Source organism: Dolichospermum compactum NIES-806 (assembly GCF_002368115.1).
Taxonomy (GTDB): domain Bacteria; phylum Cyanobacteriota; class Cyanobacteriia; order Cyanobacteriales; family Nostocaceae; genus Dolichospermum; species Dolichospermum compactum.
Window position 1 is genome coordinate 4336202 of record NZ_AP018316.1, and the last position, 12928, is coordinate 4349129.

The 12928-nt window shown below is 36.9% G+C and carries 13 protein-coding genes; 6 read left to right on the forward strand and 7 right to left on the reverse strand.

Going from position 1 to position 12928, the window contains the following annotated elements; all coding sequences use genetic code 11:
- Nucleotides 1–28: 28 nt before the first annotated feature.
- The 3 genes from CA730_RS20080 to CA730_RS20090 all read right to left on the reverse strand — a co-directional run bounded on the left by CA730_RS20080 (nucleotide 29) and on the right by CA730_RS20090 (nucleotide 3230).
- Entirely contained in the window at nucleotides 29–1072 is a 1044-nt protein-coding gene (locus tag CA730_RS20080; protein ID WP_096669976.1) for a serine/threonine-protein kinase, read from the reverse strand.
- A 186-nt stretch (nucleotides 1073–1258) separates the two neighbouring features.
- On the reverse strand, nucleotides 1259–2104 hold the full coding sequence (locus tag CA730_RS20085; protein ID WP_096669978.1) for a metal ABC transporter permease: 846 nt from the start codon (nucleotides 2102–2104) through the stop codon (nucleotides 1259–1261).
- 298 nt (nucleotides 2105–2402) lie between these two features.
- Nucleotides 2403–3230 carry a metal ABC transporter ATP-binding protein gene (locus tag CA730_RS20090; protein ID WP_096669980.1) on the reverse strand — a complete coding sequence of 276 codons (828 nt, stop codon included), beginning with the start codon at nucleotides 3228–3230 and terminating at the stop codon, nucleotides 2403–2405.
- A gap of 234 nt (nucleotides 3231–3464) precedes the next feature.
- On the opposite strand from CA730_RS20090, the gene CA730_RS20095 reads away from it, so the two are divergent.
- Entirely contained in the window at nucleotides 3465–4382 is a 918-nt protein-coding gene (locus CA730_RS20095) for a metal ABC transporter substrate-binding protein (RefSeq protein ID WP_407919748.1), read from the forward strand.
- Nucleotides 4383–4457: 75 nt separating this feature from the next.
- Here the strand turns inward: CA730_RS20095 and acsF are convergent, their stop codons facing one another.
- A complete protein-coding gene (acsF, locus tag CA730_RS20100; RefSeq protein WP_096669982.1) occupies nucleotides 4458–5534 on the reverse strand; it encodes a magnesium-protoporphyrin IX monomethyl ester (oxidative) cyclase in 1077 nt (358 codons plus the stop codon).
- A gap of 395 nt (nucleotides 5535–5929) precedes the next feature.
- Here acsF and CA730_RS20105 point away from each other — a divergent pair, with 395 nt between their 5' ends.
- From CA730_RS20105 to CA730_RS20120, 4 genes are all read left to right on the forward strand, one after another.
- Nucleotides 5930–6604 carry a biliverdin-producing heme oxygenase gene (locus CA730_RS20105; RefSeq protein ID WP_096669984.1) on the forward strand — a complete coding sequence of 225 codons (675 nt, stop codon included), beginning with the start codon at nucleotides 5930–5932 and terminating at the stop codon, nucleotides 6602–6604.
- 247 nt (nucleotides 6605–6851) lie between these two features.
- On the forward strand, nucleotides 6852–8234 hold the full coding sequence (gene hemN, locus CA730_RS20110; protein ID WP_096669986.1) for an oxygen-independent coproporphyrinogen III oxidase: 1383 nt from the start codon (nucleotides 6852–6854) through the stop codon (nucleotides 8232–8234).
- 145 nt (nucleotides 8235–8379) lie between these two features.
- Complete coding sequence (locus CA730_RS20115; RefSeq protein WP_027403466.1) at nucleotides 8380–8652, forward strand: GlsB/YeaQ/YmgE family stress response membrane protein; 273 nt, start codon at nucleotides 8380–8382, stop codon at nucleotides 8650–8652.
- 62 nt (nucleotides 8653–8714) lie between these two features.
- Nucleotides 8715–9416 carry a manganese catalase family protein gene (locus CA730_RS20120; RefSeq protein WP_096669988.1) on the forward strand — a complete coding sequence of 234 codons (702 nt, stop codon included), beginning with the start codon at nucleotides 8715–8717 and terminating at the stop codon, nucleotides 9414–9416.
- A gap of 289 nt (nucleotides 9417–9705) precedes the next feature.
- Here the strand turns inward: CA730_RS20120 and CA730_RS20125 are convergent, their stop codons facing one another.
- The gene (locus CA730_RS20125) at nucleotides 9706–10899 is read right to left on the reverse strand and encodes a site-2 protease family protein (RefSeq protein WP_096669990.1); all 1194 of its coding nucleotides are present in this window, start codon (nucleotides 10897–10899) and stop codon (nucleotides 9706–9708) included.
- Between the two features lie 127 nt (nucleotides 10900–11026).
- Complete coding sequence (psaK, locus tag CA730_RS20130) at nucleotides 11027–11275, reverse strand: photosystem I reaction center subunit PsaK (protein ID WP_096669992.1); 249 nt, start codon at nucleotides 11273–11275, stop codon at nucleotides 11027–11029.
- Between the two features lie 129 nt (nucleotides 11276–11404).
- On the opposite strand from psaK, the gene CA730_RS20135 reads away from it, so the two are divergent.
- Nucleotides 11405–12034 (forward strand): phosphoribosylanthranilate isomerase, encoded by a 630-nt coding sequence (locus CA730_RS20135; RefSeq protein ID WP_096669993.1) that lies wholly within the window; start codon nucleotides 11405–11407, stop codon nucleotides 12032–12034.
- 117 nt (nucleotides 12035–12151) lie between these two features.
- On the opposite strand, the gene folE is transcribed toward CA730_RS20135, so the two are convergent.
- The gene (folE, locus tag CA730_RS20140) at nucleotides 12152–12859 is read right to left on the reverse strand and encodes a GTP cyclohydrolase I FolE (RefSeq protein WP_096669995.1); all 708 of its coding nucleotides are present in this window, start codon (nucleotides 12857–12859) and stop codon (nucleotides 12152–12154) included.
- Nucleotides 12860–12928 lie beyond the last annotated feature (69 nt).

A 12928-nucleotide genomic window follows, 5' to 3' on the forward strand; every position in this document is an offset into this window, starting at 1 on the left:
GATTTTTAGTGTGACACTTGCGTAAGTCCTATTGATTTTGATGGCGATAAATAGCTATTAAAACCCCAGCAGTCGTCAAAATAATTGCTGTTATCAACAAAACTTTAATAAATCGAGGTTGGGAAGGATTGATAACTTCTGTCTTTTCACCACCACCATTATTTTCATCCCTAGTAGGCGGCTTCAAGTTCTTTGGGTCATCATCACGTTTATTCAGAGCTTCCATTACTTCCCGTGCTGACTGGAATCTATAATAAGGATCTACTTGGAGCATACGCCTTAGTATCTTACCTAAATGTTCACTAATATAGGGATATCTTTGCCAATTCCAAAGATTATTAACATCAAGGGAATCATCTGGAAATTCACCTGTTAATAATTGCACACAAGAAGCAGCTAAAGCATATAAATCACTGGAATAATCAACTTTTTCTTTTTTGATTTGTTCTGGGGGAGCATAGGAAATAGTTCCAAATACTATAGATTTTTCTGTGGTGGAAATATCACCTTTAATTACTTGTTTAACTGCTCCAAAGTCAATTAAATAGAATTTGTTATCTTCTGTATTGGAGCGCACAATATTACTAGGTTTAATATCCCTGTGAATAACGTTATTTTTATGGATAAATTCCAAACCAGGTAAAATGTTATTTAATAGAGCCAAAACCTTTGCTTCTGAAAAAAGTCCTTGTTTTTCCAGTTCTTTACTTAGATCCTCACCTTCGATATATTGTTGAACTAAATAATTAAATTCTTGTGGAGTATTTAATTGAGGGTCATTTACGGTCAAGGAGAAATAATCATACAAACAGGGAATGTTGGAACTTTTATCCCCTAAATCTTCCAGAACCTTAGCCTCTTTTTCAAAGGCTTTTTTAATCCCTGCAACGTTTTCAGGAGAATGATGACCATCAATTCGTAATCGCTTAACAACACAGTGGCGTTGAATGAGCGTATTTAAGTCAATAGCAAGGAAAGTATCTCCAAAGCTACCTCCTCCTAAAGGTCTAAGAAGTTGGTATCTTCCTCTATTTCCAGCTAAAATCGGGAGTTGTCCTGGAATCTCTCTCATTTTCTTTCCCCTGGTTTACCACACTCTTGATCTAATACCTCAAGAATTATAATAGCGGTAATTGTGAACATTTTTACAGTTTAGTACAATAACGGCAATTAGCGATTGCTGCTGCAAATTCACTTACGGAGGATAACGTAAATATAAAGAAGCATTAAATGTAATTTAATTACCAACTTGATAATTTTATTTCCTATTTACACTAGGAATCAAAATCCCATGTCGAGGACTAAACAACAAAGCCAACGTAAATAAACCCGAAACTACTAACACAATCGCTGGACCAGAAGGTAAATTATAAAAGTAGCTGAGATACATTCCGCTAATACTAGAAATTACCCCAATTACCGCCCCCAAAATCATCACCTCATGTAACCGTTTTACTAACAAATAAGCAGTTGCGCCAGGGGTAATTAAAAGTGATAATACTAAAATCACGCCCACAGCTTTCATGCTGGCAACAATTGTTAAAGCAATTAACAACATTAAACCAAAATTTAAGCGATTCACTGGTAAACCGGCAGATTGTGCGCCCAAAGGATCAAATGTGTAAAATAACAGTTCTTTATATAATAAAAAAACCACTATTAAAACAATAGCTGCAATAATAGCAGTGTCTCGTACTTCGTCTCTAGTTACGCCCAAAATATTGCCAAAAAGAAAATGATTCAAATCAATTTGATTATCTTTTTGAATGACTGTAATTAAGGTGACACCCAGGGCAAAAAAAGCTGAAAAAACTATGCCCATAGCGGCATCTTCTTTAATGGGAGATCGGGTTTTAATGACAGCTATAGCCATCGTACTCAAAACACCAGCTATGAACGCCCCGACAAAGATATTAGCACCAATCATAAAGGCGATCGCTAGTCCTGGTAATACTGAATGACTAATAGCATCACCCAGCAAAGCTAAACGTTGTACCATCAAATAACTACCAACAATGGCACACAATAAGCCTACTAATATGGCGATGATTAAGGAACGCTGCATAAAGCCATATTGCAACGGTTCTATTAGTGCTTGAAGCATAGATTAAAATGAACCACGAAGGCGCGAAGGACACGAAGGAAGAGAGGAAGAGAAGATATCATACCAATTTTATGTGATGCTGCACAGAATTATAAAACACGCCGGTTCAGTTAAGCCTAAAAACCTTTTTTAAAACGAACCACAGAGGCACAGAGGAGACAGAGACAAGAGAAGAAAAAATTACTAACTGAACTGTATTGAATTATAAAATTCATTAATTCATCCGCGTTTATCTGCGTTCAATTATTCTTGAACTTTTATTCTATGCACCTTCATTAGAATTTGGTATTAGCAGTTATTATGCTGCGTCGGAAAAGTACATGACTTTCCCGCTATAAGCATTATTTAAGTTTTCTTCTGTTAAGACTTGTTGCCGTGAACCTGTGGCAATTAATTCACAGTTTAGTAAGATTAAATCATCAAAATGGGTGATTGATTCCCCTAAATCATGATTAACTACTAAGACGATTTTATTGTTTTTTGCTAGTTCTTGGAAAACTTCAAATATGATAGCTTGGGTTTTTTGATCAATACCAACAAAGGGTTCATCAAAACAAAATATTTCCGCTTCTTGAGTTAACGCCCTGGCTAAAAATACCCGCTGTTGTTGTCCTCCTGAAAGTTCACCAATGGGGCGATTTTTTAATTCTTCTATTCCCACTTTTGCTAATGCTTGTTTGGCTATTTGGCGGCTAACTGTGGAAAAAATCCGTAACCATCCTGTTTTTTTGACACGCCCCATCATCACTACATCCCACACAGTAGCGGGGTAATTCCAGTCAATTTGGCTACGTTGTGGTACATAAGCGACTTTTTCTAGTTGCTGCATTAAAGGCTGATTTTTGTATAAAACTTTACCACTACTCATGGGAGCTAATCCCAAAATGGCTTTCATTAATGTACTTTTACCCGCGCCATTGGGTCCGAAAATTCCTGTTAGCTTTCCAGGTTTAATTATGCAGTTAACATCCCGAAGTGCTTCTTGTGTGCGGTAGTGTACGCCTACATGAGTAACGTTAATTGCTGTTGATGAATTCATGTCAATAGGTTTGATAGTTTCTGTAAGTATATCTACTTGATTTCTGGGAGATATGCTAAATTTTTGGTAAAAAGAAACGTTTTGCATAACCTTAGTTAAAATACTTATTTTTCGAGCTTACCACAAAAATGAGAGAAATATGAGAATATCTATAATTAGAAGTAATCAGTGATATAAATGAAACTAATATTTAATACAATGTATGACTTATTACTGAAACCCCTCTCCAAATCTCTCTCCTATGAGGAGAGAGGCTTTGATTCTTACTCCCCTTCTCTCGCAGGGAAGGGGTTGGGGGTTAGGTTCTCCCTTTGTCTAGGAATGTTGTTATCTTTGGCTGTAATGGGTTGTACTCCCAACTCCCAACCCCAGGGAAATACTACGCCGCAGGTGGTAGCAACAAGTACAATTATTGCTGATTTGGCTGAAGAAATTGGTGGAGAAGAAGTACAGATTACAGGTATTCTTAAACCAGGTGCAGATCCTCATGTTTACGAACCTGTACCCGCAGATAGTCGAGTTTTGGAAAAAGCTAACTTGATTTTGTATAACGGTTACAATTTAGAACCGGGAATTATTAAGTTAATGAATGCGACTGGAGGGAAAACGAAAAAAATAGCTGTAGGAGAAGTTGTGAAATCTTTAAAGTTAGATAAAGGGAAAGGACAAATCGTTCCAGATCCTCACGTTTGGGGAAGTGCAGAAAATGTGATAGCTATGGTGAAAGCAATTCGAGATAGTTTAATTGAGTTGTCACCAGAGGATAAAAATAAATTTACTCAAAATGCCGAAAAGCTAACTGATGAATTACAACAATTACATCTTTGGATTGTTCAACAAATCCAAACTATTCCCGCAGATAAACGGAAATTAATCACTACTCATGATGCTTTTCAATATTATGGCAATGCTTATAAAATAGCAATCGCTGGAACTTTAATTGGCATTAGTACGGAAGAACAACCAAGCGCCCAAACAGTGAAAAAGTTAGTTGAATCTGTGAAAAAAATTGGTGTTCCTGCCATATTTGCAGAAACAACAATTAACCCAGCTTTAATTAAAACAGTAGCCGAAGAAGCCGGAGTAAAATTAGCACCCACTCCACTTTATTCGGATTCTATTGGGGCAAAAGGTAGTAGTGGCGATACTTATATAAAAATGATGGCAGCAAATACCCGCGCTATTGTTGAAGCATTAGGGGGAAAATATACGCCATTTCAATTAAAAAGTGAAAAATAAGTATTAAGGATTATATCCCCGACTTCTCTAAGAAGTCGGGGATCTTGTTATTCGTCACCTTTCCCCTTTCTCTAACTAACAAACTTGTTCACGAGTTGCTTCTGTATCTATGGGTTTAATCAGAAAAATCTTGAACATATACCAAAAAATCATTAAGATTAAAGGAATTTTTTGGAAAAATTTCACAATTCCCCAATCTTGGACATTATTGAGATCAATTATTTTCTGATTATACAATGCACATTGTTCTAAATACCAGAAAAAGTAGGGGTGATTGGTATTTAAAATAATCGGAAATGCTTTGGCTGCGGTTTTGTTGGTTTCCTCAATTACTTGAGTATTATATTTACGAGGGTGCATACCTAATATCTCATAGAAATTCCCTCTTTCAAATACTGTCATGGTGTGGGTAGCGAATACAGTTAATAGGAAAAACCGCACCCATATCCGAGATTTCCAATTATTCCATAACTGGGGTTGAGAACGTAACAAAGCCTTGAAAAAATCACCGTGTCTATTCTCATCTTGACACCAACTTTCAAACTTTCTAAATAGAGGATAAAACTGGTACTCTGGATTTTTTTCCATATGGCGAAATACTAAAATGTAGCGCCAATAACCGATTTTTTCCGATAGGTAAACTGTGTAAATAACCCACTCGATTGGGAAAAATGTATAGGTACGATTTTTAGTGAGATAACTCAAGTCAAGGGAAAGGTTAAAATCTGCCATTGACTTATTCAAAAAGCCAGCATGACGGGCTTCATCTCGCGCTAAATAAGCAAATGCTTCTGATAGTAAAGGGTTACTATCCTTGAGACGACGAGATAATTCTTTAAATAGTAAAAACCCAGAGAATTCCGAAGTACAAGAACGTTCTAAAAAGTCAATAAAAGCAAGTCGTTTTTCACCAACAATGTGATCCCAACCTTGCTTAAATTCATCATCTCGCACAAAGTGATGACGGTTATAATCAGCCTTGAGTTCGTCAATTACAGCCCTTAATTCCGTTTCATACCCAGAAATATCCATTTTTGCCACTGTATCAAAGTCAGTGGTATAAAACCTGGGTGTTAATAATGTTTCTTGAACTGGTGTTTTTACACCCGATTTCGATAAATCAAGTGGCGATTTATCCAACGATTTAACCATAAGTAGTCCCTTTACCATTATCTGACTTAAAATTATATAAGCATAAATATTTGTTATTAGTCATCAGTTAAATTATTGAAACTAATTATTACAAAAATACTGAATTATTCTTAATTTTCGTATAGTTTAAATACCTATTTACGGGACAAATGTATTTAGGAAACCATAAATAAATATGAATACTCTTATAGTTATACAAAGAATAATAGTTAAATAATTTCAGGAGCAGTAAAAATAGCCGAAATCCACATCGGTAGTAATTTGTGCTAGAGAAATTATTCTCAAAACCCTATTCCCACAGAATAGCAATTTTCCTGTGATGATAACGACGGTGAACTGATAAACAAGTCGTTGAAATTTGCAAGCCCTGACAAGTAAACAAGAAGGAACTAAGAATGAGTAATGATTTGGCCATGAAACTGCGTGTAGGAACTCAACAAGCGCATACAGATTCAGAAAATCTCGGCTTCATGAAATGTTTTGTGCAAGGAGTTGTAGATAGAGATTGTTTCATTCAATTATTGAGAAATTTCTATTTTGTTTATAGTGAACTAGAAGCAGCAATTGAGAAACATAAACAGCATCCTGTGATTAGTTTGATTTATTTTCCCGAACTAAATCGCCAATCTTCCCTAGAGCAAGATATGTTATTTTATTATGGGAGTCAATGGCACAAACGCATCACCCCTTCACCTGCCGCTCAAGCTTATATTGCGCGTATCCAACAAATTTCCACTCATGAACCTGCACTATTATTAGCTCATTCCTATACTCGTTATTTGGGTGATCTTTCTGGTGGGCAAATGCTCCAAAAAATTGCTCAGTCAGCCTTAAAACTTTCTGGACATGAAGGAACTTCCTTTTACAATTTTCAGCAAATTCCAGACAAGCAGACTTTCAAAGGAAAGTATCGTCAAGCATTAGATAAAGTTAATATTGATGATACAACCGCTGACAAAATTGTAGCAGAAGCTAACCATGCTTTTAAGTTAAATATGCAGATACTTCAAGAATTGGAAAGTATCTTAATCGAAGCTCTTGGTAGAGCCACTTACAATGATTTAGTTTAAGTTCCTGCATAACTTACAAAAATATAATTCATCACGCAATTAATTTCAGCAACGATGAATTATATAAAAATCCATCCTCTTCCTCTGTGTTCTCTGTGCCTCTGTGGTTCGTCAAAAAATAATGCTAACTACAAACAAATAGAATAAATATATTCTATTTGCTAAATCCTAAATTACAACATTAAATTGGGAAAATTGATTACTTCCCAACTACACAGAAATATACTCACATTTATTGGAGACTGTAATGGTTTTTCTACTACCTGGCATTAAGTTTGATTTTGATCTAATTCAAAAGTATGATACTCGCGCTCCTAGATACACGAGTTATCCCCCAGCAACAGAATTAAGTGAAAATTTCACTGCAACAGATTTCCAAGCGGCAATTACCGCATCTAATCAAAGAAAAACTCCCCTATCTTTGTATTTTCATATTCCTTTTTGCCAAAGTGCTTGTTATTTCTGCGGTTGCAATACCGTGATTACCAATAACAGGAAAATGGCTATTCCATATCTAGAACATTTGGAACAGGAAATCAAAAATACCTCAGCTTTAATTGATAAAGATAGAAAGGTGCTTCAGATTCATTGGGGTGGAGGTACACCGAATTATTTAGAACTTGATCAAGTAGAATTCCTGTGGAAAAATATCACCCGCAATTTCCAAATTGCTTCAAATGCAGAAGTATCTATTGAAATTAATCCCCGCTATGTAAATAGAGATTATATCTTATTCTTGCGGGATATTGGCTTTAACCGGATTAGTTTTGGTATTCAAGATTTTAACCCAGAAGTACAAAAAGCGGTGAATCGGATTCAACCCGAATCATTACTTTTTGATGTCATGGGTTGGATTAAAGAGGCTGAATTTGATAGTGTCAACGTAGACTTAATTTACGGTTTACCTTATCAAACTCTAGAAACTTTTCGGGAAACATTACACAAGACAATGGCTTTAGATGCTGATAGAATTGTCGTGTTCAATTTTGCCTATGTACCTTGGATTAAACCTGTGCAAAAAATGATTCCCCAAGCAGCATTACCGGGAGCAGCAGAAAAGTTAGATATTCTCAAAATGACGATTGAGGAATTAACTAATAACAAGTATCTGTTTATTGGGATGGATCATTTTGCTAAAAACAACAATGAATTAGCGATCGCTCAACGTCATGGTACACTAAAACGTAACTTCCAAGGTTATACTACCCACGCAGAAACCGAATTGTTTGGTTTTGGTGCTACATCTATTAGTATGTTAGAAGATGCCTATGCTCAAAACCACAAGGAATTAAAGGATTATTACAAAGCAGTTGCCGCAGGTGTGATTCCTACAAGTAAAGGCATTAAACTCACTCAAGATGACATTATTAGACGGGATGTAATTATGTCCATAATGTCTCACTTTCAACTAAATAAGTCAGAAATTGAACAGAAATATCATATCAATTTTGATAAATATTTCTCCTATGAACTCAAAGAATTAGCACCTCTACAAGCTGATGGATTAGTAAATGCATTAGCTGATGAAATCCATATTACTGATATTGGCAGATTGCTAGTTAGAAATATTGCGGTTGTTTTCGATACTCATACAAGAACTAGAGAGACAAAATTCTCTCGTTCTATTTAATGAAAATTGGTATGTAGTGATGATTTATGGAGAGAACAAAACTACATACCTTTTGATTTATATACTTTACGTCATTAGATAGAAATAAATAACATGAAGCTTTGATAAATTTGACATAACTTGAGTCAAATTTTTGAGGACATCCATGAATATTATTACTTGGATAATATTAGGACTATTAGCTGGTGTTATTGCCAAATCAATCTATCCTGGTTATCAAGGTGGGGGAATGATATCCACCATGATATTAGGCATTGTTGGTGCTTTTATCGGTGGAACTTTATTTACTCTCATTCGTACAGGGACTTTACAACTTACATCTGCATCTTTAAGTATTCCTGGAGTAGTAGTGGCAGTTATTGGGGCAATTATTGCCATTTATTTATGGGGATTATGGCAAAGAAGCAGCAGAGTCTAACTCAACAATAGTTAGGATGATAAATTTTGTTTTTTAGGTTAAAGTTTGCAGGAGCTAAAATTATGTTTTTTCACAAAAAAGAGTCCATTCACGCTGTCAAGGTTGATGAAGCCAACCCCCGGTTTGCTCAGTTACTTCTAGAACAATTTGGTGGTGCAACTGGTGAACTCTCCGCAGCTTTGCAATACTGGGTACAATCTTTTCATGTAGAAAATCCTGCAATTAAGGATATGCTCCAGGATATTGCTATCGAGGAATTTGGCCATTTAGAAATGGTTGGTAAACTCATTGAAATGCACACTAAAAATACTGACCAAACAGAAGCATATAAAAGTACCTTATTTGCTATCCGAGGTATGGGACCCCATTTTCTTGATAGTCAGGGAAATACTTGGACTGCAAGTTATTTGAATGAAGGTGGTGATGTTGTCCGCGATTTACGTGCTAATATTGCCGCTGAGGGTGGCGCTCGACAAACTTATGAAGAGTTGATTAAACTAGCAACAGATGAGGGAACAAAACAAACTTTAGTACATCTGTTAACGCGAGAAGTTTCTCATACTCAGATGTTTATGAAAGCTTTGGATTCTTTGGGTAAGTTGAGTGAACCTCTTTTTGGTAATATCCAACCAGATGAAACTGTCGCTCTTTACTATAATTTATCAACAGATGGAGATGGCAAAGATCAGCGTGGCCCCTGGAATTCTGAACCAACATTCCAATATGTCTCTAATCCACTAGAAATGGTAATGAGTGCCAAATAAGAATTTTATTGTTTGATAGCGTAGCGTGGTGCAAGCCATATCAGGACTTAAAGATTAGCGAGATTTAATTACTTGTCTGAATCAGGATTTACAGGATTTAAAGATTAACAGGATGTTGTATTTATTCATCCTAAAAATTCTTTAATCCTGGGTATCCTGATTCAGACATTATTCCATTTCTCTAATAATATTCATCTTCCAAAACTTCCTAACCATCAAAAATCACTCATCCTGAAAATCCTAAAATCATGAAAATCCTCAAATCTTGAGTATCCTGATTCAGAAATTTTTATTTTTCTACAGACTTTGCTATTACTCCTAATTGTAAACCTGGTGGAAAGCTACCTTCTTCCTTAATTCGCTTAATTTCCGCAGCAGTAATTTGCAAATTTAACCTTTGTGCTAATGCTTGGACAATATCCCCTCTATCAATGACACCAGCAACAGCATCCGCCGGAGAAAGAACAGTAATTTGAGCTAATTGTTCGGTTTCTAATTTCTTAATTACCTCAGCCAAAGAAGTAGATTCAAGCACAGTGGGAATTGTCGTCAAAGGATGAACAATAGTTTGTAAAGTTTGATTTTCCCATGCACTTCTTTGGGTTGTTCGCAAGTCATTAATATTAACTAAACCCCGATAACGACCATCAGCAGCGGCAAAATAGACTTGCGGTGTAGTAGTTTCTAAAAGATATAAATCAGCAAATTCTCGCAATGTTTGATTAGCATCAACAACCCGAAAATTACGAGTCATGCCATCGGCTGCTACTAACTTGAGTAAAGTTTCTTGTAATGTGGTAACACGGTCATAACTGTTAGCATTACGCACGGCAAACCAACCGATCAAAACAATCCATAAACCTGTGATAAATTCTCTGGTAAAGAAGTCAATAGCAAATCCCAAAGCGATCGCACCATAACCAAAAATTTGTCCAGCCTTTGCCGCCCAGTGTACCGCTTGAAAGCGATCGCCTGTAATTTTCCACAAAGCCGCTTTTAATACCTGTCCCCCATCTAAAGGCAACCCAGGAATTAAATTAAATAAAGCCACAACTAAATTAATTCTCGATAAATCCCCCGTCATTTCACTCAGAGGGTTACTATTGGGAATTACACTTGCTGCTAGACGCAGTAAGAAAAATAGAATAACACTTACCGCAGGTCCAGCGATCGCCACCTGAAAAGCTTTACCAGGAGTTTTCGATTCCTCCTCAATTGCCGCCACCCCCCCAAACAAAAACAAAGTAATCGAATTCACCTTAATACCTTGGGATTGTGCCACCAAGCTATGTCCTAACTCATGCAGCAGCACCGAAGCAAATAACAGCAGTGCCATCATCAAACCAGCACTCCAACCCGCAACAGTCCCCCATTGCTGATAAGCTAACCCAAAATTCAGAGTTGTTAGCCCCAAAATCACAAACCATAAGGGGTCTAAAAATAAAGGAATGCCAAATAAAGAACCTATTCGCCAAGTTTGCATTATTAGATATTTCCAGAAATTCTTTTATAGAGAAAAATGTATGTATAACTCTAGGATAGACAATTTTAAATAGCATAGATCCCCGACTTCTCCAAGAAGCCGGGGATCTGGAATTTGTTAATCCAACTTATAAACGACCAATATTAGTCAGTCCTAACACAATACCAATACCAATTACATGACCAAAAGCCATTGCTCCAATGAATCCTGGTACACTTACAGGCAATATGGGCATAGCCGGTCCAACTTTAGCAGATTTCAGGGCAAAAGTAAATAATAATACAACTGCGCTGCTGGCACTGATAATGATACCGACTGTAGGACTCCACACTGGTGTAACAGGAACGGATGCTGCGGCTAATAAAATTGATGACATGAAATTGTGTTCTCCTAAATGAAAAAATGAATATAGTCCTACAGAATTATAAAATTACCCAGGACAAAGCAAAAGTTTTTAACTTGAATTAAGATACTTTTGTGATTATTTGTAACTTTTCTGATAGAAATGCGGGTTAAAATTTGCGGTATTACTCAACCAGAGCAGTCTTTAGCTATAGCTGCCCTCGGTGCAACAGCACTAGGATTTATCTGTGTTCCCACTTCCCCTCGTTACGTTACCATAGCCCAAATTCAGGCAGCTATCGGACTCATTCCCGAAAATATTGATAAAATCGGCGTTTTTGCTAACACCACTATTGCCGAAATTACTCGAACAGTTCAAAAGTCTGGTTTAACCGGTGTCCAGCTACATGGAGACGAAACACCAGAATTTTGCCAGCAATTACGTCAATCCCTATCTCAAGTGGAAATTATCAAAGCCTTGCGAGTCCGCAGTTTAGAGCATCTACAAACCACCATACATTACACCGATTATGTAGATACTCTACTACTTGATGCTTACCATCCCCAACAGTTAGGAGGAACAGGACAAACCTTAGATTGGCATCAACTAAATCAACAATTTAACCCTAGTCTTCCTTGGTTCTTAGCCGGAGGACTCACACCAGATAATATTTTGACTGCTTTAAGTCAAATTAAACCCAATGGTATTGATCTATCTAGTGGTGTCGAACACTCACCAGGTAACAAAGATTTAGATAAAGTAGCCCTATTGTTTCAAAAGTTAGGGAATTGATAATTGGTAATTGGTAATTGGTCATTGGTCATTGGGAAGAAATATTCCCCCTGTTCCCTGTTCCCTGTTCCCTGTTCCCTGTTCCCTGTTCCCTGTTCCCTGTTCCCTGTTCCCTACTTAAAATAATGACGCTTGATGACGAATCAAGTTGAAAAATTCTTCACGGGTTTTGTGTTCGTCTCGGAATATGCCTACCATCGAACTGGTAACTGTCCAAGAACCAGGTTTTTGAACCCCCCGCATCACCATACACATATGAGTAGCTTCCATAACTACAGCCACACCTTTGGGTTCGAGAACTGCTTGTAGTGCCTCAGCAATTTGTCGAGTTAGTCTTTCTTGAACTTGCAATCGCCGAGAATACATTTCCACAATTCTTGCCAGTTTGCTTAATCCCACAACTTTTTGATTGGGAATATAGGCAACGTGCGCTCTGCCCATAAATGGCAACATATGATGTTCACACAAGCTAAAGAAGTTAATGTCTCTTACCAAGACCATTTCATCATGTCCTTCATCAAATATCGCACCATTGATGAGGTCTTCTAGAGATTCATTGTAGCCGCTGGTGAGAAATTTCATCGCCTTAGCTACGCGCTTGGGTGTTTTTAGCAGTCCTTCCCGTTCAGGATCTTCTCCTAATCCTACTAACATTGTCCGCACGGCTTGCATCATCTCATCCATTGTTTCTTCCGAGGGTGGATGTATTTCTGGTTCTCTGCCATTATGGGTATTGCGGTCTGGTCGGACATTGATAGCTTCTGCTAAATCGGGAATGAGAGGAGATTGAGAGGTATTAGCACCGTTTGAACCAACGATAGTCATGATTAAATTTTAGTAATTGGTTAGTTGTTAGCACTTAGTTGTCAATTGTCAGTGGTAATTAGTCATTCA